Below are 24,151 nucleotides of genomic sequence, written 5' to 3' on the forward strand. Positions count from 1 at the left end.
ACGCTCCGTGGCGGGGGTAACGTGGCGTGGCGGGACAGAAGTTGGCAGGGGCACGCACAGGCATGCGGGTGCACGGGTACACAGGGGGACGGGGCGGATGATCGGCCAGTTGCGGGATACGTCGCCTCGGCGGATCGGACCGTATGTGACGCTCGCCCGGCTCGGGGCGGGCGGCATGGGCGAGGTCTTCCTCGCGCGCCCCGACGATGCCACCGGGTTCGGGCCCGGGGACCTCGTCGCCGTCAAGGCCATCCGGAACGAACTGGCTACGGACCCCGTGTTCCGGCGGCGCTTTCGGCGCGAGGCGGAGGTGGCGGCCTCCGTGGACAGCCCTTTCGTGGCGCGGCTCGTGGCGAGCGAGGCCGAGGGTGACGTGCCGTGGCTGGCCACCGAGTACGTTCCCGGGCCCACCCTTTCCGAGGCCGTTCGCCGGAGCGGGCCGCTGCCCGCGGGCGCGGTCGCCGTGCTCGGCGCGGGCGTGGCGCGGGCCCTGACGGTGGTGCACGCGGCGGGCGCCCTGCACCGTGACCTCAAGCCGGGCAACGTACTGCTCGGCCAGGACGGCCCCAAGCTGATCGACTTCGGCGTGGCCCGCGTGCAGTCCGCCACGACCATGACCGGCTCGGGCCTGCTCGTCGGCACGCCGGGCTTCATGTCGCCGGAGCATGTGGCGGGCGGCAGACACGTGGTGGCGGCGTCGGACGTCTTCTGCCTGGCCTCGGTGCTCGCCTACGCGGCGACGGGACAGGACCCCTTCGGCGACGGCCCGATGGCCGCGGTCCTGTACCGGGTCTCGCGTGCGGAGGCCGAACTGGGCGCCATTCCGACCGAGTTGCGGGACGTCCTTTCGGCGTGCCTCGCGCGGGACCCTGCCGAGCGGCCGAGCGCGGCGGAGATCGCCGACCGGTTCGTACGGCTGCGGGACGCGGCCACGGACGCCGAGTGGCCGCAGGCGGTGCGGGAGGCGGTGGCCGAGGCGCGGCGGGACGTGGAGCAGCTGTGCGCCTCGGGGCAGCCGCTGCTTCCGGTGCCGCTCTGGCCGGAGCCGGAGGCCGGGCGCCCGGTGACCGCCCAGGGCAGCCCCGCCACGGCGCCCGGCCATCCGGTCAGCGCTCCCGGGATATCCGCGTCGCCCGCCCTCATGGGCGTGCACCAGCTCCCGACGATGAGCGGATCGCCACCGCCCACCGCCGCACCCCGCCCCCGGCGCCGTCTCCCGCGCGCGCTCCTCGGCACGGTCGCCGTGGCCGTGGTGGTGGGCGCGCTCGGCGGCGCGCTCGCCGTGTGGGGCCCGTGGCGTGACGAGTCCGCGGGCGGCGGCTCGGCGGGGTCCGGGACGGTGGATCCGGGTCCGACCGACCCCGCCGCCGTCAAGAAGCTGGCCGGGCGGGCCGGCGTGGACGCGGAGGGCACGGCGGACCGCTCCGGTGTCGTGGCCCAGGTGGCCGCGCAGCGCCCCAAGGGCTGGAAGAAGTGGCAGGCCAAGCTGAGCCACTCGCCCATGAGCTGCGCCGCCGACACCCAGGCCATCGTCTGCCTGCTGACCAACGGCACGTACGAGGCGGTGAGCGCCAGCAGCGGGAAGCGGTTGTGGAGGTCCGGGAAGGTCGATCCGGAGGAGGGGGTGGGCGAGGCGTACTACGGTCCGGGCGGCGCGTTCTTCATGCCCGGTGACAGCCTCGAACCGCAGGTGCGCGGCGGCAAGGCGGTCATCGCCCACGACAACGTCCTGCAGGTGCGCGACTCCACGACGGGTGAGGTCCTCTGGGACGCCCCGAGCCCGGACGGGGCAGGCGCGTTCACGCTACGGCCGCTCCTGGACGACGACGTCCTCCTGGTCGGTGCCGAGGAAACGTACATGCACAGGGGCGCGAGGGCGTCCCTGCACGCGTACGACATCGACGGCGGAAAGCCCTTGTGGGACGAGGATCTGGGCAAGCCGCTGGTGGCCCAGGCCGACTTCCACCGGTACAGCATGCGGGCCCTGCGCGACGGCGTCGTCTACGTGGACGAGAAGGACGGCCTCGCGGCGTACGACGCACGGACCGGCGATCTTCTCGGGCAGTCCAGGAGCGAGTGCGGGGCGGTGCTCGCGGGCGAGAAGGACGTGCTGTGCACGGCCTCCCCCGGCGGCGGCTCCGATGACGGCACACCGTCGCCCCGCGTGCAGGTGCTGCGGCTCGACCCCCGCACGCTCGAAGAAGCCGGCAAACCCTTCCGCTACCCCACGCCCAAGGACTATGCGTCGGCCCCCGGCCCGACGGCCATGGACCGTGCCCTCGCCGTCGCCGTGGATCCCGCACGGCACAGCGTGATCGTCAACGACAAGAGCACCGGGCTCCTCCGGCGCTCGGCGAAGCTCCCCAAGGGGAACATCCCGTCCTCCGCACCGCTGGTCGTCGGCGGTCGCATCGTCTACGCGGACAGCGGCGCGCTCTACACCATGCCGCTCGGTACCGGTGGCGGAAAACCCGTGCGGCACCCCGTGCCGGGCGCGCCCGGTGACCGCGCGGAGGCGCCGCCGAACGTCAACGGCACCGTCGTCGCGGAGATGCTGCGCGCGCCGACCGTGCTGGCACTCGGAGGCGTCGCGCACGTCATCTACGACGAGGGCAAGATCTCATCGGTGGAGCTGCCCTGACGGTGCGTCACCATCCCTGTCCCTCCCTGAATCCCACTGAACCGACCAGTTGCCGTGCAGTCGAGTCGAGTCGAGGAATCGCATGCTCACGCCCCTGCCGACCGGCGCCGCCCGCCACATCGGCCCCTACCGTCTCCTCGCCCGGATCGGCGCGGGCGGCATGGGCGAGGTCTTCCTCGCCCGGCGGGGGCAGGGGCGGCTCGTCGCCGTGAAAGCGGTACGGCAGGGGCTCGACCTGGACCTCGACGACGCGTTCCGTGTCCGCTTCCGGCGGGAGATGGCGGCGGCCCGAGCGGTCACCGGCCCGTTCACGGCCGCCCTCCTGGACGGTGACGCGGATGCCCGGCTCCCCTGGCTCGCCACGGAGTACGTGCCGGGCCCGTCCCTCGCCGACACGGTCGCCCGCTGCGGTCCGCTCCCGGTGGCGGCGGTCCGCGCACTGGGCGCGGGGCTCGCCCGGGCGCTCGCGGCCGTGCACGCGGCGCGGGTCCTGCACCGTGACCTGAAGCCCGGCAACGTCCTCCTCACCCCCGACGGCCCCCGCCTGATCGACTTCGGCATCGCGCAGGCCTTCGAGGCCACGGCCCTGACGATGACGGGCGTGCTCGTGGGCACGCCGGGATTCATGGCTCCGGAGCAGATCGAGGGTTCGCACGCGGTCGTGCCCGCGTCGGACGTCTTCTCGCTCGGCGCGGTCCTGTGCCACGCGGCGACGGGCCGCGGCCCCTTCGACGACCCGGAGCTCGCCTCGGTCGTCTTCCGCATCGCGCAGGGCGACGCGGACCTCTCCCGGGTCCCGGACGAACTGCGGGGCCTCATCGCCGAGTGCCTCGCCCCCGACCCCGCCCGGCGCCCCGCTCCGGCGGCGCTCGCCGAGCGCCTGGAGACCCACGGCACCGCCCGCTTCCCCTGGCCGTCGGAGGTGCTTTCGCTGTTCGCCGAGTACCGCTCGGCCGCGGCGGAGTTCGAACCGGGCGCCCCGTACGTCCCCACCATGCCGGGCGAACCGCCGACGGCCCCAGCGGCTCCGACGGCCCCGGCGGCTCCCGGCCCGGCGCCCGCGCCCCGGCGGCGGCCCTGGCAGTGGATCGTGGCGGCGGGGGTGGCCACGGCGGCGGTGACCGCGGCGGCGCTCGTCCTGCCCGACGTACCCGCCGACCCCGCCGACCCCGCGGAGAACTCACCGGCAGCCACACCGGCGGCGAAGACTCCCGCCGGGGGCTCTGCCGCCTCCTCGCTCGTCAGGACGTACGGACGGGGCCACTCCGGAGAGTTGGGCGCATCCGCCGTCACGCCCTCCGCGCTCCCCGGCGGCTGGCAGCCCTGGTCGCGCAAGAAACCGGAGGGCGCGGACGGCAGGGGAACCGGCTGCGTCCTGGCCCGCTCGACGCTGGTGTGCCGTGACGGGCGGGGCGCGGCGACCGCACTGACCGCGGCGACCGGCGAGGTCCGCTGGACAGCACCCGGCTTCCAGGGAAAGCCGTCCGGCGTCCAGGAGAGCCCTCCCGAGACCGACGGTGAGCGCGTCTTCGTGCCCAGTGAACTGGGCGTGACCGGCCTGGACCTGGAGCATGGCGATGAGCTGTGGCGCCGCGCGGCGCCGAAGCACGCGCGGCTGATCTCCATGGCGTACGCCCGAGGCGTGCTCTTCACGGCCGAGGTCAAGTCCGCCGGGTCCTCCGGCCCCCGCGCGACCACGCTGCGCGCCCGCCGCGCGAAGACCGGCGGTCAGCTGTGGGAGACCGCCCTCGACGCCAAGGCCGTCGGCAGACTGCTCGTCCAGGGCGGCACGGTGTACACGGCGCTGGAGTCGGGCGGAGCCCTCGCGCTGTCCGCCGGGAACGGCGACGAGAAGGCCAAGGTGTCCGGGCCCCGGTGCGGAGATCTCATGGGCCACGACGGGGCGGTCCTGTGCTGGTCCGCGCGGCGGGGCGGGGTGAGCGACCTGGACCCCGAAACCCTCGCGGTCCGCCGCGTCGTGGGCGCCTCCAAGAAGCCCGACGTGGCGCCGGTCGTCGGCGCGGCGGGTGTCCTGGTCGTCGCCAACAGTTCGCACACCGACATCACCACCCCGCGCTTCACCGCGTACGCGTGGAAGTCCGGCAGGAAGCTATGGGACCTTCCGGCACGCGGCGTGCCCACCGCCCTCGCGCTCGCCGATGACCGGCTCCTGGCGGCGGGCACCTACGAGATCTACACCGTGCCCCTCGACGGTGACGCGGGGAACGTCACGCAACGGACGGTGCCGCTCACCGACACGACCAGGCTCGACGGCGTGGAGCTGAACACGCCGCTCTACCTCGGTGGCGCCGTCTTCGCCGAATCCTCCGAGGGCCGCTTCGTCTCCGGCCGTGCCCTCTGACCCTCAGGCCCCGGCCGTCGCCGTCGCCGTCGCCGCCACGATCGCCGCCGTGTCCCAGTAGAACGGCCGTACCTCCGTGATCCGCCCGTCCCGTACCGCGATCGTCTGCAGTACGGGGAAGGCCAGTTCGCGCCCCGTGGCACGGGCCCGCGCGTGGACCTGGGTGTGGACGACCGCCGTTTCGCCCGTGGCCAGGAACCGCTGCTCGCCGATCTCGAAAGTCTCCCAGGTCTCGGCCATGGCGAGGAAGAAGCGGGTCATGCCGTCGTGGCCGCGCCAGGTGCCGCCGTACGGGAGTGCCTCGGCCTGGTGCATCACGACGTCCGGGGAGAAGTAGGGGGCGAGCAGGTCGAACGTGGCCCTGCCGGGGCCGCCGGCCGCCAGGTAGCGGGACTCCGCCTCGTACATGCCGGTGAGGACGGACACGGAGTCCGGTGCGGCAGTTTCGCGCTGGGTGGTCATGCCGTCAGCGTGACGGCTCCGGCGCCGCCGGACCGGCGGAAAACGGACGTCGACGTACCGGCGGTCACCCCGTGGTCCCGCACCTAACGCAGGCATCCCGAATCCGTCCGGAAATCGGCGCAACCCTCACAGCACCCCCACGGGCGGTATGGCCGATTCCCTTACGCCGTGTGGTCTTGTAGGCCCTCACGCCGCACGAGAGGCTGCCAAGTGGCGCTCGTGGAGGACACGGGGAATCCGGGCACGGACCACTCCAACTCCGCGAGTCGCACGTCAAGTCGGGGAGGGAAACCAGCGTATGACTCTGTCGCGAACGAAGCGTCTGCGGTGGGCCGGGGCCGTTGCCGCCGCCACCACCGCGGTGGTGCTTTCGGCCACCACGCTGCCAGCACACGCCGCTCCCGCCCATGCCGCCGATGCCGATGCCCCCCTCGGGGAGATACTCGGCGCCGGCGAGCCCGGTTCCATCAGCGGGAGTTACATCGTCACGCTCAAGGGCGGAACACAGGCCCCGTCCGGTGCGGGCCAGGGCCTCGCCACGAAGTACGGGGCGGAAGTACGTCACACCTACAGCACCGCGCTCAACGGCTATGCGGTGAAGGCCGGTTCGGGCCAGGCCAAGAAACTCGCGGGTGATCCCAGAGTCGCCTCCGTCGTCCAGGACAGCACCGTGTCCCTGGACCGGACCCAGCAGGATCCGCCCTCCTGGGGCCTCGACCGGATCGACCAGAAGAGTCTGCCGCTCGACAAGTCCTACACCGCGCCCGAGTCGGCCGGGAAGGGCGTGACGGCGTACGTCATCGACACCGGCATCCGCACCTCGCACCAGGACTTCGGCGGACGTGCGAGCAGCGGCTGGGACTTCATCGACGACGACGCCACCGCGCAGGACGGCAACGGACACGGCACGCACGTCTCCGCGACCGTCGCCGGCGAGAACCACGGCGTCGCCAAGCAGACGGACGTGGTGGGCGTCCGGGTGCTCGACGACGCGGGGTCGGGGACGACCGCGCAGGTCATCGCGGGCATCGACTGGGTGACGAAACACGCGAAGAAGCCCGCCGTCGCCAACCTCAGCCTCGGTGGCACGGCCAACGCCCAGCTGGACGCGGCCGTACGCAACTCCATCGCGTCCGGGGTCACTTACACGGTCGCGGCGGGTAACGACGGGCTTCCCGCGTTCCTGTTCTCGCCGGCCCGCGTGAAGGAGGCGATCACGGTCGGCGCCACCGACGTCAAGGACGCCAAGGCGAGCTTCTCCAACTGGGGTGGCAGCGTAGACCTGTTCGCGCCGGGCGTCGGCATCACCTCCGCGTGGAACACCGAGGACACCGCCACGAACACCATCTCGGGCACGTCGATGGCCTCGCCGCACACGGCGGGCGCGGCGGCGCTCTACCTGGCCGATCATCCATCGGCCACACCGGCCGCGGTGAGCAAGGCACTGACCGACCGGGCAGTGCCGGGCAAGGTGACGGGCGCCGGTCTCGGCTCCCCGAACAAGTTGCTGCAGGTCAACAACCCGTAGAGCACGACACAGCACAGGACCGGCCCCGCCGCGCACGGCGGGGCCGGTCCTGTGTGTGCGGGCGCGGCCTTGCCTCTGGAGCCAACCCGAAGCACCCTCGATACGGAACCGGTCATGTATGGGGCCTTACGCACCAGTAGTTAACAAAGCGCCGGATTGCCCACCCGAAGTCGGTGGGAAGGCTCCCCCGGTACGCACCCGGCTCAGTACGGTCAGTCACGACTCGGCACGGCGGTCACGGCAGTCACGACAGTCACGGCTCAAGTACGGCTCCCCCAAGTGCGCCACGCAGTAGCTGAACCCCTCCACACCCCCGTATCCGCCCCACTCATGCAACGCGGACAGGAGCGGTAATGCCCTCAACACGCCCGTCGGCGACGCCCTCGGGAAAGGCCCCCACAAGGGTGCCCCAAACTCCGGCACCACAGCGGGAATCGCGGGACGCGCGCGAACCACAGGATCCACCCCCGCGCCCCGGCCGGCCGGACACCCTCACCGGCCGCATACCCATCCTCGACATCGCACCCCTCGTCCACGGCGGGCGGCGGCCCGCCAAGGCCGTGGCGGGCGAGACCTTCCAGGTCACCGCCACCGTCTTCCGCGAAGGGCACGAGGCGGTCGCCGCCAACGTCGTCCTGCGCGACCCGCAGGGGCGTCCCGGGCCATGGACGCCCATGCGCGAGCTGGCCCCCGGCACCGACCGATGGGGCGCGGACGTCACCCCGGACGCGGAGGGGAACTGGACGTACACCGTCGAGGCGTGGGGCGACCCCCTCACCCAGTGGCGGCACCACGCGCACATCAAGATCCCGGCGGGCATCGACACCGAACTCGTCCTGGAGGAAGGCGCCCGGCTCCACGAACGCGCCGCCACCGGAGCCCCGGCGGGTGAGGACGCCGTCCTGCGCGCCGCCGCCGACGCCCTGCGCGACATGGAACGCCCCGCCGCGGCCCGCCTCGCCGCCGCCCTCACCCCTGAGGTGGACGCGGTCCTCGCCCGGTATCCGCTGCGTGAACTCGTCACGGAGTCAGAGCACTTGCCGCTGCTGGTGGAGCGGGAGCGGGCGTTGTTCGGGTCGTGGTACGAGTTCTTCCCGCGTTCGGAAGGTGCCGTCGTCCGGGAGGGCGAGCCCCCGCGCTCGGGCACCTTCCGCACCGCCGCCGAACGGCTCCCGGCGATCGCCGCGATGGGCTTCGACGTGGTCTACCTGCCGCCGGTCCACCCCATCGGAACCACCTTCCGCAAGGGCCCCAACAACTCCCTGTCCCCCGGCCCGCACGACGTGGGCGTGCCCTGGGCCATCGGCTCCCCCGAGGGCGGCCACGACGCCATCCACCCCGACCTGGGCACCCTGGAGGACTTCGACGCCTTCGTGCGCCGCGCCGCCGACCTGCACCTGGAAGTCGCCCTGGACTTCGCCCTGCAGTGCTCGCCGGACCACCCCTGGGTCGACAAGCACCCCGAGTGGTTCCAGCACCGCGCCGACGGCAGCATCGCCTACGCGGAGAACCCGCCCAAGAAGTACCAGGACATCTACCCCCTGGCCTTCGACCGCGACATGCCGGGTCTGATCACCGAGACCGTACGCCTGCTGCGGTTCTGGATGGACCACGGCGTGCGTATCTTCCGCGTCGACAACCCGCACACCAAACCGGTCACCTTCTGGGAACAGGTCCTCGCCGACATCAACCGCACCGACCCCGACGTCATCTTCCTGGCGGAGGCCTTCACCCGCCCCGCCATGATGCGCACCCTCGCCGCGATCGGCTTCCAGCAGTCCTACACCTACTTCACCTGGCGCAACGCCAAGGGTGAACTGACCGACTATCTCCGCGAGTTGTCGGGTGAGACCGCGCACTACCTCCGGCCGAACTTCTTCGTCAACACCCCGGACATCCTGCACGCCTACCTCCAGAACGGCGGACGCCCGGCCTTCGAGGCCCGCGCGGTGCTCGCCGCAACCCTCTCGCCGACGTGGGGCGTCTACAGCGGGTACGAACTCTGCGAGAACGCCCCGGCGCGGGCCGACAGCGAGGAGTATCTGAACTCGGAGAAGTACGAACTGCGGCCGCGGGACTGGCAGTCCGCAGAGCGCACCGGCTCCACCATCGCACCCCTGATCACCACGCTGAACCGCGTACGGCGCACCAACACCGCCCTGCGGCAACTGCGTGACCTGCACTTCCATCCCACAGACCAAGAAGCGGTGATCGCGTACTCGAAGACGGCCCATGACAAGGACGGATCGAACACGGTTCTGGTGGTCGTGAACCTCGACGCCCACCACACCCAGGAGGCCACGGTCTCGTTGGACATGCCGGAACTCGGCCTTGACTGGCACGAGACCGTGCCGGTGCGCGACGAGCTCACCGGCAGTACCTATCACTGGGGCAGGGCCAACTATGTGCGCCTCGAGCCGGGCCGCACGCCCGCGCACATCTTTCGCGTCCTGCGACCGTCCTCACCGTTGATCGGAGGGTCACCCACACCATGATCATCAACGAGCCCGTCCAGGACACATTCGAGGACACGCCCGCCAAGGACCGAGACCCCGAGTGGTTCAAGCGCGCCGTCTTCTACGAGGTCCTGGTCCGCTCCTTCCAGGACAGCAACGGCGACGGCATCGGCGACCTCAAGGGGATCACCGCCAAGCTGGACTACCTGCAGTGGCTGGGCGTGGACTGCCTGTGGCTGCCGCCGTTCTTCAAGTCACCACTACGGGACGGCGGTTATGACGTCTCGGACTACACCGCCGTCCTCCCCGAGTTCGGCGATCTCGCCGACTTCGTGGAGTTCGTGGACTCCGCGCATCAGCGGGGCATGCGCGTGATCATCGACTTCGTGATGAACCACACCAGTGATCAGCACCCGTGGTTCCAGCAGTCCCGCAGCGACCCCGAAGGCCCCTACGGCGACTACTACGTCTGGGCCGACGACGACAAGCAGTACCAGGACGCGCGCATCATCTTCGTCGACACCGAAGCCTCCAACTGGACCTTCGACCCGGTGCGCAAACAGTACTTCTGGCACCGCTTCTTCTCCCACCAGCCCGACCTCAACTACGAGAACCCGGCCGTCCAGGAAGAGATCATCTCCGCCCTGCGCTTCTGGCTCGACCTGGGCATCGACGGCTTCCGCCTGGACGCCGTGCCCTACCTCTTCGCCGAAGAGGGCACCAACTGCGAAAACCTCCCCCGCTCCCACGCCCTGCTCAAACGCGTCCGCGCCGAAATCGACGCCCACTACCCCGACACCGTGCTCCTCGCCGAGGCCAACCAATGGCCCGAAGACGTCGTCGACTACTTCGGCGACTTCAAAGACGGCGGCGACGAATGCCACATGGCCTTCCACTTCCCCGTCATGCCCCGCATCTTCATGGCCGTACGCCGCGAATCGCGCTACCCCGTCTCCGAAATCCTCGCCAAGACCCCCGCCATCCCCTCCGGCTGCCAATGGGGCATCTTCCTGCGCAACCACGACGAGCTCACCCTCGAAATGGTCACCGACGAAGAACGCGACTACATGTACGCGGAATACGCCAAAGACCCCCGCATGCGCGCCAACATCGGCATCCGCCGCCGCCTGGCCCCCCTCCTGGACAACGACCGCAACCAGATCGAACTCTTCACCGCCCTGCTCCTCTCCCTGCCCGGCTCACCGATCCTCTACTACGGCGACGAGATCGGCATGGGCGACAACATCTGGCTCGGCGACCGCGACGCCGTCCGCACCCCCATGCAGTGGACCCCCGACCGCAACGCCGGCTTCTCCTCCTGCGACCCCGGACGCCTCTACCTCCCCACGATCATGGACCCGGTCTACGGCTACCAGGTCACCAACGTCGAAGCCTCCATGTCCTCCCCCTCCTCATTGCTGCACTGGACCCGCCGGATGATCGAGATCCGCAAACAGAACCCCGCCTTCGGACTCGGCTCATACACGGAACTTCCGTCGTCGAATCCGGCGGTGATCGCGTTCCTGCGCGAGTACAAGGACGATCTCGTGCTGTGCGTGCACAACTTCTCGCGGTTCGCGCAGCCGACGGAACTGGATCTGCAGACCTTCAACGGACGGCACCCGGTGGAGCTGATCGGCGGGGTGCGCTTCCCGGCCATCGGCGAGCTCCCCTACCTGCTGACTCTTGCCGGACATGGGTTCTACTGGTTCCGGCTGCGCAAGGACCCGGCGTAGTCTCCACCCCTGCGCCTCCGGTGCGGGGCGGTTTCCACCGCCCCGCCCTGGGAACTCTCCCCGCACAACCGGCACTCCCGCACTCCTCCCTTGTCCGCACCGCGGAAAGGACGCGACGCCATGTCGGAAGCCGTCACCCGCCCGGGCATCACCGCGGACGCGCTGCTCGCCTCGCTCGATCCGCTGCTGCGCGCGTGGCTGCCACGACAGCGCTGGTTCGCGGGCAAAGGCCGTCCCATCGCCGACCTCACCGTGCTCTCGGCGACCGAACTGCTGCCCCCCACCTCCGAGTCGGCCCTACTGCACCTGCTCGTACGGGTCCGGCAGCCGCAGGTGCCGGCGCAGGCGGGCGGCCCACCGCCGCATCCCGCCGACTGCTACCAACTCCTCCTCGGCGTGCGGCGCGAGCTGCCGCCGCGGCTCGCCCCCGCGCTGATCGGGCATGTGACGCGGGGGCCGCTCACCGGGTTCACGGTCTACGAAGCACTGCACGACTCCCGTATGTCCGGGTTCCTCCTTGAGGCGCTGCGGATGCGGGCACGCGTCGGCAAGCTCCGCTTCGAGCGCGACCCGCGCATGGAGATAGCCGCGGACCTCGCACCGCGCCTACTCGGCGTCGAGCAGTCCAACTCCTCGCTGGTGTACGGGGACACGTTCATCCTGAAGCTGTTCCGCCGCATCGTGCCCGGGGCCAATCCGGACCTGGAACTGCCGCTGGTGCTGGCCCGCGAGGACTGCACGCGGGTGCCCGCCCCCGCCGCCTGGTTCCTGGGGGCCGGAGAGGACGCGGCCGACGAAGTGAACGTCCTCGGCGTGCTCCAGCCCTATCTGAAGGGCACATCCGACGGCTGGGAGCTGGCCCTGCGGGAGCTCGCCGCGGGGCGGGACTTCAGCGGCGAGGCGCGGGCACTCGGCCGGGCGACCGCCGAGGTGCACCAGGCACTGGCCCACGCACTGCCCACCGTCACGCTGGGCCGCGCCCAGCTGCAGCTGATCGCCGAGGGCATGGCCGACCGCCTGGACACGGCGGCCAAGGCGGTGCCCGCCCTGCAGCCGTACGCCCCCGCCCTGCGCACCACCTTCGAGGCGCTCGCCGATCTGGGGCGGGGCGAGGAGACCTGGACGGCCCAGCGCATCCACGGTGACCTGCACCTGGGGCAGTGCCTGCGCTCCCCCGCCGGGGAATGGTCGCTCATCGACTTCGAGGGTGAGCCGTCGCGTCCGCTGGCCGAGCGCAGGATGCCGCAGCCGCCGGTGCGGGACGTGGCGGGCATGCTCCGGTCCTTCGACTACGCGGCGCGCTCCCACGAGCCATGGGCGCCCGAGTGGGCAGGCGACTGCCGGGCGGCGTACTGCACGGGGTACGCGGAGGTCACCGGCCTCGACCCGCGCATGGACCCGGTCCTGCTGCGCGCCTACGAAACGGACAAGGCGGTCTACGAGGTCTTCTACGAGGCCCGCCACCGCCCCGACTGGCTCCCCGTCCCCCTCTCCGCGATCAAGCGCCTCGCCACGAACGGCCCCGCCACCGAAGCAAGCTGACCCGCCATCGTCCTGGAGGCTTCCCCGTGACCCCCCGCCCGCAGCCGCGCAAACCGTCCGACGAGGCCAGCAAGAAGGGCAAGCGGAAGCCGGAGCCCGCCAGCCGGGCGCCCCGGCAGAAGCAGCCGAAGCCACCGAACCAGCCGAAGCAGCCCGACCAGTCGAAGCAGCCCAGCGCCGGGCGTCCCGAGTCGCCCGTCCCCCAGGACGACCGTGCCCGTCTCCTGGGCGGCACGCACCACGATCCGCACGGCGTGCTCGGCGCCCATGCCGTGCCCGAGGGCATCGCCTTCCGCGCGCTGCGGCCGTACGCACGCTCCGTCGCCGTCGTCGCCAAGGACCTGCGGGCGGAGCTGCGGGACGACGGGGACGGGTTCTTCTCCGGGGTGCTCCCGCTGCGCGAGGTCCCCGAGGACTACCGGCTCCACATCACGTACGAGGGCGCCGAGCTGGAGATCCACGACGCGTACCGCTTCCTCCCCGCGCTCGGTGAGCTCGACCTGCATCTGATCGGCGAGGGCCGCCACGAGCAGCTGTGGCACGCGCTCGGGTCGCGCCCGATGGTGCACGAGGGGGCGACCGGGACCCGCTTCACGGTGTGGGCGCCCAACGCCCTGGGCGTGCGCGTGGTGGGCAGCTTCAACTTCTGGGACGGCACCGGGTTCCCGATGCGCTCGCTGGGCGGCAGCGGCGTCTGGGAGCTGTTCGTGCCGTCCGTCGGCGAGGGCGAGCTGTACAAGTACGAGATCACCAGGCCCGACGGCTCGAAGACACTGCGCGCCGACCCGCTGGCCCGCCGCACGGAGACCCCGCCCGCGAACTCGTCGGTCGTGCACGAGTCGCACCACGAATGGCATGACGCGGAGTGGCTGGTGCGCCGGGCGGAAGTGCCCGTCCATCAGGCGCCGTTCTCCGTGTACGAGGTCCATCTGGCGTCCTGGCGACCCGGGCTGACGTACCGCCAGCTCGCCGAGCAGCTGCCCGCGTACGTGGCCGACCTGGGGTTCACGCACGTCGAGCTGATGCCGGTCGCCGAGCATCCCTTCGGCGGCTCGTGGGGCTATCAGGTCACCGGCTTCTACGCGCCGACGGCCCGCCTCGGCACGCCCGACGACTTCAAGTACCTCGTCGACGCGCTGCACCGGGCGGGCATCGGCGTCCTGATGGACTGGGTGCCCGCGCACTTCCCGCGCGACGACTGGGCGCTCGCGGAGTTCGACGGACGCACGCTGTACGAGCACGAGGATCCGGGCCGGGCCGCGCACCCCGACTGGGGCACCCTGGAGTTCGACTACGGCCGCAAGGAGGTCCGCAACTTCCTTGTGGCGAACGCCAGTTACTGGTGCGAGGAGTTCCACATCGACGGCCTGCGCGTCGACGCCGTCGCTTCCATGCTGTATCTGGACTACTCGCGTGAGAACGGCGAGTGGACGCCGAACGCGCACGGCGGGCGCGAGAACCTCGACGCCGTCGCCTTCCTCCAGGAGATGAACGCCACGGTCTACCGGCGCGCGCCCGGCGTCGTCACGATCGCCGAGGAGTCCACGGCCTGGGACGGCGTGACCCGCGCGACGCACCACCAGGGCCCCGGCGGCTTCGGCGGGCTCGGCTTCGGCCTGAAGTGGAACATGGGGTGGATGCACGACTCGCTCGACTACGTGTCGAAGGAGCCCGTGCACCGCAAGTTCCACCACAACGAGATGACGTTCTCGATGGTGTACGCGTACAGCGAGAACTACGTCCTGCCGATCTCGCACGACGAGGTCGTGCACGGCAAGAAGTCCCTGGTGTCGAAGATGCCCGGCGACTGGTGGCAGCAGCGCGCCAACCACCGCGCCTATCTGGCCTTCATGTGGGCCCACCCGGGCAAGCAACTGCTTTTCATGGGGCAGGAGTTCGCCCAGGGCGCCGAGTGGGCGGAGGGGCACGGCCCCGACTGGTGGCTGCTCGATCCGGCGTACGGGGCGGAGGCCGACCACCGGGGCGTACGCGATCTCGTGCGCGACCTGAACACCGTCTACCGCCGCGAGCCGGCCCTCTGGCAGCGCGACACCGACCCCGGCGGATTCGCCTGGGTCGAGGGCGACGCGGCCGAGGACAACGTCTTCGCGTTCCTGCGGTACGCCGACGAGGAGACGGACGAGGCACCGCTCCTGGCCATCTCGAACTTCTCGCCGGTGGTGCGGCACGAGTACCGCCTCGGCGTGCCCGGCGAGTTCACCGCCTGGCACGAGGTCCTGAACACGGACGCCGGGGCCTACGGCGGCGGCGACGTCACCAACCCGGACCCCGTCAAGCCCGAGCCGGTGGCGTCGCACGGCCGCCCCGCGTCCATCCGCCTCACCCTGCCACCGCTGGCTACGGTGTGGCTGCGACCTGCTTGAGCGCCACCGGCAGCTCATCGGCGTGCAGGATGCCGAGGCGCTGCGTGGCCCGGGTCAGGGCCACGTACAGGTCGCTCGTGCCGTAGCGGCCCGGCTCCACGACCAGGACCGTGTCGAACTCCAGGCCCTTCGCCTGACGCGGGTCGATCATGACGACCGGCCGCGTCAGGTCCGGGGCCTCCCCGGCCGTCACACCGGGGAGCTTTGCGGCGAGCTGCTCATGCAGCTCGCGCGGGGCGATCACCGCGAGGCGGCCGTCGTCCCGCGCCTCGGCCGCCACCGCGTCGGCCACGGCCGCGGCGAGGTCGTCGGCGCGGCGCGCCCAGGGGAGCACGCCCGTGGACCGCACCGAACTCGGCGGCTGGAACTCGGGGTACTCCATGCGGGGCACCTCGGCGGCCACGTCCATGATCTCCACCGGCGTGCGGTAGTTGACGCCGAGCCGGGTGTACTCCCAGCGGTCCTCGACGTACGGGGAGAGGATCGTCTCCCAGGAGCCGCAGCCGCCCGCCTCCGCGGTCTGCGCGGGGTCGCCGACCAGCGTCATCGAGCGGGTCGGGCAGCGTCGCATCAGCAGCCGCCAGGCCATGGCGGAGAGCTCCTGCGCCTCGTCCACGATGATGTGCCCGAAGGCCCAGGTCCGGTCCGCCGCCGCGCGCTCGGCGGCGCTGCGGTGGTCGGCCTCCTCCTGGCGCTCGGCCATCCGCTCGGCGTCGATGATGTCGTGCGCGAGCAGGACCTCGGACTCTTCGTCGTCCTTGTCCTCGAACTCGTAGGTACGGGACGCGTACGACACGTCGAGGACGCCCTGCGCGTAGGCGATCTGCTTGGCCCGTTCGGCCTCCGCCATCGCCCGCGCCGCGCTGTCGTCACTGCCGAGCAGCTCGGCGGCCTCGTCGAGCAGCGGGACGTCGGCGGCCGTCCAGGCTCCGCCGCGCGGGCGCCGGATCGTGCGTGCGTCCTCGTCCGACAGATGCGTCGGCTCCTGGAGGAAGTCCGCGAGGAAGCCCTCCGGGGTGAGCTGCGGCCACAACTCCTCGATGGCCGCGTGCACTTCGGGGCTCGCGGCGACCGCTTTGCCGAGCTGGGCGACGTCGTCGGGGCCGAGGAAGTTCGGGCCGCCGTACGGGTCGGCGCCGAGCCGTTCGGTGAGCTGCTCGGTGAGCATGTCGATGATGCGGAAGGCGAAGTGCGGCCGGCCGAGGTTGTGCGGGACATCCGCCTCCCGGGCCGCCTCGCGTGCCTCCTGGGCGATCGTCCAGTCCAGGACGAGGTCGCCGTCGTCGTGCTCGATGATGAGCGGGGCGCCGGGCTCGGGGGTCTGCTGCCGGTCGCGCAGGGCGGCGGCGAGCACGTCCGCCATCTCCGCGCGGCCCTTCACCTCCGTGGCCTCGGGGGTGTCGGTGCCGGTGGCGCTCACGCCGGGGAACAGCTCGCCGACCGTCGAGAGGAGCACGCCCGTCTCGCCGAGCGCGGGCAGGACCTCGCTGATGTAGCCGAGGAAGGCGGGGTTCGGGCCGACGATCAGGACCGCGCGCTTGGCGAGCAGCTGGCGGTGGGCGTAGAGGAGGAACGCGGCACGGTGCAGCGCCACGACGGTCTTTCCGGTGCCGGGGCCGCCCTCGACGACGAGGACGCCGTGGTGCGGGGCCCGGATGATGCGGTCCTGCTCGGCCTGGATGGTCTGCACGATGTCGTGCATGCGCCCGGTGCGGGCCGAGTCGAGCGCGGCGAGCAGCACCTCGTCGGCGTCCGCGCCCTCGTGCCCGGTGCGGGTGGTGTCGCCGAGATCGAGGATCTCGTCGTGCAGGGCCGTCACGTCGCGGCCCTCCGTGGTGATGTGCCTGCGGCGGCGGAGCCCCATCGGCGTATGACCGGTCGCGAGGTAGAAGGGGCGTGCGACTTCCGCGCGCCAATCGATCACGAGTGGGGTGCGTTCGATGTCGGACGCGCGGATTCCGATGCGCCCGATGTGGTGATCACGGCCGTCGCGGAATTCGAGCCTCCCGAAGCAGAGCCCGTTCTCTCCCGCGTTGAAGGCGGCCAGCAGTCCGGACCGCTCGGCCACCAGGACGTCACGCTCAAGCCTGGCCTGCAGACCATTGCCGACCTGCGTCAACGACGCATGCACGGCGGCTTCCGCCTCCTCGCGCAGCGCGTCGAGGCGCGCGTACAGTCCGGAGACGAATTGCTGCTCTTCCCGCAATTCCTCGGTTGACAATTCAGCCCCTCGCCAGTTACAGTGCTCTTATACAGATTCTCGCGATACCGGTATACCCAGATGGGTATGAGGTCGCGAAAGGATCTAATATACGCCAAGAAATGCCCCGGACGTCAATTCGTCCGGGGCATTTCTCTTTCCACCTGGGCGCGTGCCGTCAGAGCACCTCGGCCTCGGTGAGCTCGGCGAGCAGCTTGCGCTTGGGACGCGCGCCCACCATGGACTTCACCGGCTCACCGCCGCGGAACACCAGCAGGGACGGCACCGAGAGAATCCCGTACGCGATCGCCGTCTGCGGATTGTGGTCCACGTCCATCTGCACGATCTTCAGCCGGTCCGCCTCCTCGCGCGAGATCTCACTGAGCACCGGCGCGAGCTGCCGGCACGGACCGCACCACTCCGCCCCGAACTCCACGAGCACGGGCAGCTCCGCCTTGAGCACCTCCCCCTCGAAGTCCGCGTCCGTCACCTCGGCCACACCGTCCGCCTTGACCATCGCCATGCTTCCGTCCCCTGTCCGTCCCTGCGTACGTCAGTCCGTCAGCTCGCACCGAGGCTCCGGTCCCCCCGGAATCGCCGCCTCGGCCCGCACGAGCTGCGCACCGACCTGTTCGCGCACCGCCGTCAACTCCCCGATCAGGGAGTCGAGTTCACCGAGCTTGCGGCGGTACACGTCGAGGGAAGCGGGGCAGGAGTCGCCCGCCGGGTGCCCCGATCTCAGGCACTCCACGAACGGCCGCGTCTCCTCCAGATCGAACCCGAAGTCCTGCAGGGTCCTGATCTGCTCCAGGAGACGGACGTCGTCCTCGTCGTAGGTGCGGTAGCCGTTGCCACTGCGACGAGCGGGCAGCAGCCCCCGTGACTCGTAGTACCGAAGGGTCCGCGTGGTGGTGCCGGCCCGCTCCGCAAGTTCGCCGATGCGCATGCGTACGACCGTAATCCTTGACGCGGGCGTCAAGGCCAGCGCGACTCCGGGGTCAGCCCAGCTTCAGTACGCCGATGGCCTGGTCGGCCATCCCGGACTCGCCGAGGGCGTTCGGGTGGACGGGGACGAAGTTCGTGCCGAACAGCACGGGCTCGATCCAGCGCGTGCCCTGCGGCTTGCAGGCGTCGTGTCCCTCCGAGGCGGCGGCCATGTCGACGAAAGTGGCGCCCGTCTCGGAGGCGGCGCGCCGCACGGTCTTGTTCAGGTGGGCCTGCAGGTCCCGCAGGTAGGGCACGTCCCCGGTGGCGATCGGCATCTTGGCGAAGCAGCCGGGGTCGGCCTCGGCCGGCACGATCCACGGGTAGCCCAGGACGCCGACGCGCGCGTGCGGGGCCTTGGCCTTGACCGCTCGCAGGGCGGTCTTCAGCGCCGGGTAGGTGTTGGCGTCGATCTGCTTCGTGAAGCTGTCCCCGTTGGCGTCCTTGCAGGGGCTGCCCTTGCCGCCGGACAGCACCCCGGCGGAGCCGCAGGCGAGGATCGCGCTGATGAAGGTGTTGTTGTCGTTGCCGCCGATCGTCAGCGTCACGACATCGGTGTCGGCGTCGACCGCGTCGAGCTGCGGGGCGACACCGGGGTACTGCGACCCCGCGAAGTCCTTGGTCTGGGCTCCGCCGCAGGTCACGTCGGTGAGCCGGGCGCCGGTGCGCTTCGCCACGACGTGCGGGTAGTTGGCGGTCGAGCGCGCGCAGAGCAGGGGCGCGGTCGGGTCGAGCGGAAGGACGCCGGACCCGGCGCTGAAACTGTCGCCGAGGGCGACGTAGTCGAGTGGGTCGCCGCCGGTCGCCCGGGCGGGTGCGGCCAGGCCGAGGGTGGCGGTCCCGGCGGCGGCGAGTGCCGCCGCCAGGCGCAGGGCACGGGTGCGGGGCCCGGTCGTGCGGGAGAGGGAGTGGGCGCGTGCGCGGATCACCATCTGGAGTCTCCTTTGAATCCGATGGGGGGCGGTCCCGGAGAGGAGCGAGCAAGCCACGAGCGCCAACAACCATGCCGTGGGGGCGATTTGGGCAGGCTTCAGCAGCTTTCGGCGGTTCTCAGTGGTGCAACGCTGAAGTTACTGGCAGGTTTGAACAAGAGTCAACAGTTTGCGCACGCGCCCACCTAGATGGCGGAACCCTCACCCAGCACGCGCCGCACCCGCCCGCAGAATTCCTCCACCGCTTCCGGCTCCGGCTCCGCGCCCTCGGCGAACATCGCCACCTGGAGGCCGGGCCCGTACGCGGCGCCGTGCCGGTCGATGTCGGACGTACGGGCGGGCTGCACCACGAAGTGGATGTGACCGGGCACGCGTCCGTGGTGGGACCAGAGGCAGACGTAGACCTGCTCGCACTCCTCGCCGACCGCCGTGCGCAGGGCGGAGGTCACGCGGGCCAGCAGCGGCCCGAGCCCGGCGCTCTCGCCCGCGCTCATCTCGTGTACGCCGGTGATGTGCCGCAGCGGCTTCACGACGAGGGTGCCGACGCCCAGGGGCCCGACGCAGTGCTCGACGGTCCAGTGCGGTGTGCGCAGCAGGGTGCCGCCGGGAAGGGGGCGGGTGCCGTCGGCGAGGTCGCAGGCGACGCAGCCGCCGCCCTCCGCCGGGGTCACTTGTCCGCTCGGTACAACCGGAGTTCGCGGTTCACGAAGAGCTGGACGTAACCGCACCGCCAGCAGATGAGCCCGGTCGCCGACTCGTTCGCCCATGCCAGGTTCATCAGCTCCATGCCGGAGCTGTTGAGCTTGACCTCCCGGTCACGGAACAGATCCCCCTTGCAGATCTGGCAGTTGATCCACATGTCCCCGATGGCGGCTCGCCTCGGCTTGGACCCCATGAGCTCCGCCCCCTTTCCCCGTTCCCCGTTGGCCCGTTCCCCGTGTCCGGCTTCCCTTGAGGCTATCCGGCGGGCCACCGGACAGCCTCAAGCGTCGCTCCCCGACTACCGGCGACCGGCGGCCTCCGGGGCCTTCATGGCATCAGCGGCCTCGGTAGCCTCATTGGCCTCCGTGGCTTCCTCGGTCCCAGTCACCGCCGCCGCCTTCCGGCGGCCCGGCAGCAGCACCGCCACCACGACCGTACCGACGCCCAGGATCACCGCACCGACGAGGCTGGTGTGGGCCACCGCGTCGGAGAACGCCGAGCCCACCGCGTCGGCCATCTGGTGCGCGCCCCCGGCGAGTTCCTGCGCCTGCGACTTGAGCTGCGCCGCCTCCTGGGGCGACGAAGCTCCCGCCGCCTTCTCCGAGAGCTCACGCGCCTGCTCGGCGATGCCCTGCGCCACACCGTTGCCCGCGCCCACGGAGTCCTGGGCCGTGTCGAGCGCGGACGCGGGAAGCTTGCTGCCCGATGTCCCGTCGGCCAGCTTCGACGAGTACGACCCCGCGAGGACCGAGCCGAGGACCGCGATCCCGAGCGAGCCGCCGAGCTCCAGCGAGGTGTCGTTGACCGCGCCGCCCACGCCGAGCTCCGACTCGGGGAAAGCGCCCATGATGACGTCCGTGCACGGCGAGACCGCGAAGCCGAGCGACAGGCCGAGGATGATCAGCGGTGCCACGAAGTCCGCGTACGTGGAGCCCGCGTCGATCTGCGTCAGGAGCGCGAGCGCCACCGTGCCGCCGACCATGCCCGCCACGACCATGATCTTGCCGCCGATGCGCGGGGCGAGGATCCCGGTGACCGCCGAGCCCACGAACACCGCACCGGCCAGCGGCAGCATGCGGACGCCCGTCTCCAGCGGGTCGTATTCGAGGACGAACTGGAGGTGCTGGGTCAGGAAGTAGAAGGCGCCGAACACCGCGAGGAAGAAGAGCGCCACGGCCAGGTTCGAGCCCGCGAAGCCACGCTGCGTGAACTTGCGTACGTCGAGGACCGGGCGGGGGTGCTTCAACTCCCATACGACGAAAGCGATCAGGCCCAGACCGGCCACGACGGCGGCGGAAATCGCGCGGATGCCCCACCCGAAGTGCGGGCCGTCAATGATCATGAAGATCAGGGAGCCCACCCAGACGACCGAGAGCAGTCCGCCCACGTAGTCGATGCGGCCGTGCTGCGCCGCCTTCGACGGCGGCACGAGGACGAACGCGCCGATGATCGCGAGCACGGCCACCGGGATGTTGATCAGGAACGTCGCGTGCCAGCCGTTGTCACGGAGCAGCGCGCCCGCGATCAGCGGGCCCGCTGCGATCGCGATGCCGGACGTGGCCGCCCAGATGGTGATCGCCTTGGCCCGTTCCGCGCGCGGGAAGGTCGCCGCCAGCAGCGACAGCGTGGCGGGCATGATCAGTGCCGCGCCCACGCCCATCACCGCGCGGACCACGATGACCGCCGTCGAGCTGTCCACCACCGAACCCGCGGCGGCGCCGACGGACATGATCACCAGACCGAGCACCAGCGCGCCCCGGCGGCTGTACTTGTCGCCGATCGCGCCGAGCAGCAGCATCAGCGCGGCGTACGGGACGGTGTAGGCGTCGATGACCCACTGCAGATCGGCGCTGGACAGACCGAGGTCCATCGTCATGTCGGGCGCGGCCACCGTCAGGGCGGTGTTCGCCATCACGGCGATCAGCAGACTCAGACAGAGAACGCCCAGGGCCCACCAGCGGCGGGCGTACGGACGGTCCATCCGTTCGACCGGTTCCTTGATCAGCAGAGGCATCTCGATTCCACCCATCCCATCTTGCACAGTCATGTGCAACTACACACTGCTGTGCAAGATATCGATGTTGCACAGCTTTGTGCAAGTGGGGTGACCGGGAGACCGGTGGAGTGGGCAGAATGGGGCCATGAACCCCCGCCCAGCGAGCAGCGTCCGAGCTGATGCCAACCGCCGCCGCATCCTTGACGTCGCCGTCGCGGAGCTGCTGCGCGACCCCGACGCGTCCATGGACCAGATCGCGCGCGCCGCCGGCGTCGTGCGACGGACCGTGTACGGGCACTTCCCCAGCCGTGACGCGCTGATCGAGGCGATCGTGGAACGCGCCGTCGAGGCGGTGGAGAGTGCGCACGCGACGGGGCGCGAAGGCATCGACGATCCCGCGGAGGCCGTGGCGAGCTCCCTGCTCGCCGTCTATGACGTCGCCGACCGCTACCGCCTGCTGCTCTCCCTCGCCCAGCGGAGCGTGACGATGAGCGGCATCCGCGAACGGCTCGGCCGCGTCCACGACTCGGGCATGGAGATGTTCCGACGCGGCCTGGAGGACGGCACGTTCGTGTCGCCGCTGCCGACGCGGGCGCTCGGCTATGTGCTCGAAGGGATCCTGTTCGCCATGATGGAGGCCGTCAACGACGGTGTCGTACCAGCGGAAAAGGCGGGCAGGTCCACCGCGATCACGTTTCTGACCGCGGCGGGCCTGCCCGCCTCACAAGCCACCGAGCTGGTGACGAGGGTCGCCGACCGAAGGGCCGCGACCACCGACGGCTAAGCCATCAGGGACTTCTTCTCGCTGCTCGCCGGCTGCGACGGGACGCCGTCCGCCGTGTCCTGGCCCGCGCCCGCCGGCTCGGGCTCGGGAGCGTCCTCGTCGAGCAGCGTCTTCTCGTCGAACGGCAGCTTCCCGGCGAGCACCAGGTCGACGCGCTCCCGGTCGACCTCCTTGGTCCACGTACCGATCAGGAGCGTGGCGACCGCGTTGCCCGCGAAGTTGGTCAGGGCGCGCGCCTCGCTCATGAAGCGGTCGACGCCGATGATCAGGCCGACGCCGTCCACCAGGGCCGGCTTGTGCGACTGAAGGCCACTGGCGAGGACCGCGATGCCGGAACCGGAGACACCCGCCGCGCCCTTGGACGCGATCATCATGAAGAGGAGCAGAGAGATCTGCTCACCGAGGCCGAGCGGCTGGTCCATCGCCTCGGCGATGAAGAGCGACGACATGGTCAGGTAGATCATCGTGCCGTCGAGGTTGAACGAGTAGCCCGTGGGGACGGTGATGCCGACGACCGGGCGGCTGACGCCCAGGTGCTCCATCTTCGCGATGAGCCGCGGCAGCGCGGACTCCGAGGAGGAGGTGGAGAGGATCAGCAGGAACTCGCGGCCCAGGTATTTCAGGAGCTTGAAGAGGTTCACGCCGGTCACCAGGCGCAGCAGCGTGCCGAGCACGATCAGGATGAACAGCGCACAGGTGACGTAGAACCCGACCATGATCGTGGCGAGGGCCTTCAGGGCGTCCGTGCCGGTCTCGCCGACCACCGCCGCCATCGCGCCGAACGCGCCGACCGGGGCGGCCCACATGATCATGCCGAGCACGCGGAAGACCAGCTTCTGGATGTGCCCGATGCCGCGCAGGATCGGCTCCCCGGAGCGGCCCATGGCCTGCAGCGCGAAGCCCACGAGCAGCGCGACGAGCAGCGTCTGCAGCACCTCGCCCTGGGTGAAGGCGGAGACGAGCGTCTTCGGGATGATGCCGAGCGCGAAGTCGACGAGCCCCTTGTTCGCCTCTTCGGCCGCGTCGTGCCCCGCGCCCTTCTCGGAGTCGGAGATGTCCATGCCCGAGCCCGGGTGCAGGATGTTGCCGACGAGCAGGCCGATGGCGAGCGCGACGACCGACATCGCGACGAAGTAGCCGAGCGCGAGACCGCCGACCTTGCCGACCTTGGCGGCCTTGCGGACCGATCCGACGCCCAGGACGATCGTGCAGAAGATGATCGGCGAGATCATCATCTTGATCAGGTTCACGAAGCCGGTGCCGACCGGCTTGAGCTCCTTGGCGAAGTCGGGGAAGAGCAGACCGACACCGATACCGAGGACCACGGCGATGATGACGGCTATGTACAGATAGTGGGTTCGGTCCCGCTTGGCTGCGGGAGCCTTGGCCACCTGGCTGTCGGTGGTGTCGGCCACGAGGGCCCTCCTTGAACGACTACGTCG

Annotated in this window: 17 protein-coding genes; 8 read left to right on the forward strand and 9 right to left on the reverse strand. The window is 70.9% G+C overall.

From position 1 onward, the window contains the following. The first annotated feature begins 145 nt into the window (after nt 1-145). Together OG302_RS13850 and OG302_RS13855 are read left to right on the forward strand one after the other, a co-directional pair. On the forward strand, nt 146-2,641 hold the full coding sequence (locus OG302_RS13850; protein WP_371527075.1) for a protein kinase: 2,496 nt from the start codon (nt 146-148) through the stop codon (nt 2,639-2,641). Nucleotides 2,642-2,723: 82 nt separating this feature from the next. Continuing rightward, nucleotides 2,724-5,003 carry a protein kinase gene (locus OG302_RS13855; protein WP_371527076.1) on the forward strand — a complete coding sequence of 760 codons (2,280 nt, stop codon included), beginning with the start codon at nt 2,724-2,726 and terminating at the stop codon, nt 5,001-5,003. 3 nt (nt 5,004-5,006) lie between these two features. On the opposite strand, the gene OG302_RS13860 is transcribed toward OG302_RS13855, so the two are convergent. Continuing rightward, the gene (locus OG302_RS13860; protein ID WP_371527077.1) at nt 5,007-5,465 is read right to left on the reverse strand and encodes a nuclear transport factor 2 family protein; all 459 of its coding nucleotides are present in this window, start codon (nt 5,463-5,465) and stop codon (nt 5,007-5,009) included. Between the two features lie 298 nt (nt 5,466-5,763). Here OG302_RS13860 and OG302_RS13865 point away from each other — a divergent pair, with 298 nt between their 5' ends. The 5 genes from OG302_RS13865 (at nt 5,764) to glgB (ending at nt 15,111) form a co-directional block, all read left to right on the forward strand. Then, the gene (locus OG302_RS13865; RefSeq protein ID WP_371527078.1) at nt 5,764-6,993 is read left to right on the forward strand and encodes a S8 family peptidase; all 1,230 of its coding nucleotides are present in this window, start codon (nt 5,764-5,766) and stop codon (nt 6,991-6,993) included. A gap of 353 nt (nt 6,994-7,346) precedes the next feature. Continuing rightward, complete coding sequence (locus OG302_RS13870) at nt 7,347-9,488, forward strand: alpha-1,4-glucan--maltose-1-phosphate maltosyltransferase (protein WP_371527079.1); 2,142 nt, start codon at nt 7,347-7,349, stop codon at nt 9,486-9,488. Further along, nucleotides 9,485-11,185: a maltose alpha-D-glucosyltransferase gene (treS, locus tag OG302_RS13875; RefSeq protein WP_371527080.1), complete on the forward strand. Its 1,701-nt coding sequence runs from the start codon at nt 9,485-9,487 to the stop codon at nt 11,183-11,185. The genes OG302_RS13870 and treS overlap by 4 nt, the downstream gene beginning before the upstream one ends. Nucleotides 11,186-11,305: 120 nt before the next feature. After that, nucleotides 11,306-12,727 (forward strand): maltokinase, encoded by a 1,422-nt coding sequence (locus OG302_RS13880; RefSeq protein WP_371527081.1) that lies wholly within the window; start codon nt 11,306-11,308, stop codon nt 12,725-12,727. A 26-nt stretch (nt 12,728-12,753) separates the two neighbouring features. Next, complete coding sequence (gene glgB, locus OG302_RS13885) at nt 12,754-15,111, forward strand: 1,4-alpha-glucan branching enzyme (protein ID WP_371527082.1); 2,358 nt, start codon at nt 12,754-12,756, stop codon at nt 15,109-15,111. On the opposite strand, the gene OG302_RS13890 is transcribed toward glgB, so the two are convergent. The 7 genes from OG302_RS13890 to OG302_RS13920 form a co-directional block, all read right to left on the reverse strand. Next, nucleotides 15,086-17,332 carry a helicase gene (locus OG302_RS13890; protein ID WP_371527083.1) on the reverse strand — a complete coding sequence of 749 codons (2,247 nt, stop codon included), beginning with the start codon at nt 17,330-17,332 and terminating at the stop codon, nt 15,086-15,088. The two genes, glgB and OG302_RS13890, sit on opposite strands and share 26 nt — an antisense overlap. A gap of 157 nt (nt 17,333-17,489) precedes the next feature. Beyond that, nucleotides 17,490-17,828: a thioredoxin gene (gene trxA, locus OG302_RS13895; RefSeq protein WP_371750116.1), complete on the reverse strand. Its 339-nt coding sequence runs from the start codon at nt 17,826-17,828 to the stop codon at nt 17,490-17,492. 36 nt (nt 17,829-17,864) lie between these two features. After that, nucleotides 17,865-18,257 carry a MerR family transcriptional regulator gene (locus OG302_RS13900; protein ID WP_371527084.1) on the reverse strand — a complete coding sequence of 131 codons (393 nt, stop codon included), beginning with the start codon at nt 18,255-18,257 and terminating at the stop codon, nt 17,865-17,867. 52 nt (nt 18,258-18,309) lie between these two features. Next, complete coding sequence (locus OG302_RS13905) at nt 18,310-19,227, reverse strand: SGNH/GDSL hydrolase family protein (RefSeq protein ID WP_371527085.1); 918 nt, start codon at nt 19,225-19,227, stop codon at nt 18,310-18,312. A 185-nt stretch (nt 19,228-19,412) separates the two neighbouring features. Next, complete coding sequence (locus OG302_RS13910; protein ID WP_371527086.1) at nt 19,413-19,898, reverse strand: HIT family protein; 486 nt, start codon at nt 19,896-19,898, stop codon at nt 19,413-19,415. Beyond that, entirely contained in the window at nt 19,895-20,122 is a 228-nt protein-coding gene (locus tag OG302_RS13915; RefSeq protein ID WP_371527087.1) for a hypothetical protein, read from the reverse strand. The genes OG302_RS13910 and OG302_RS13915 overlap by 4 nt, the downstream gene beginning before the upstream one ends. 105 nt (nt 20,123-20,227) lie before the next feature. Then, nucleotides 20,228-21,943 (reverse strand): MFS transporter, encoded by a 1,716-nt coding sequence (locus OG302_RS13920; protein WP_371527088.1) that lies wholly within the window; start codon nt 21,941-21,943, stop codon nt 20,228-20,230. A 127-nt stretch (nt 21,944-22,070) separates the two neighbouring features. On the opposite strand from OG302_RS13920, the gene OG302_RS13925 reads away from it, so the two are divergent. Next, a complete protein-coding gene (locus OG302_RS13925) occupies nt 22,071-22,709 on the forward strand; it encodes a TetR/AcrR family transcriptional regulator (RefSeq protein WP_371527089.1) in 639 nt (212 codons plus the stop codon). Here OG302_RS13925 and OG302_RS13930 read toward each other — a convergent pair. Continuing rightward, a complete protein-coding gene (locus OG302_RS13930) occupies nt 22,706-24,100 on the reverse strand; it encodes a cation:dicarboxylate symporter family transporter (protein ID WP_371750117.1) in 1,395 nt (464 codons plus the stop codon). The two genes, OG302_RS13925 and OG302_RS13930, sit on opposite strands and share 4 nt — an antisense overlap. Between the last annotated feature and the right edge of the window lie 51 nt (nt 24,101-24,151).

It is taken from the genome of Streptomyces sp. NBC_01283 (genome assembly GCF_041435335.1).
Classification (GTDB): Bacteria; Actinomycetota; Actinomycetes; order Streptomycetales; family Streptomycetaceae; genus Streptomyces.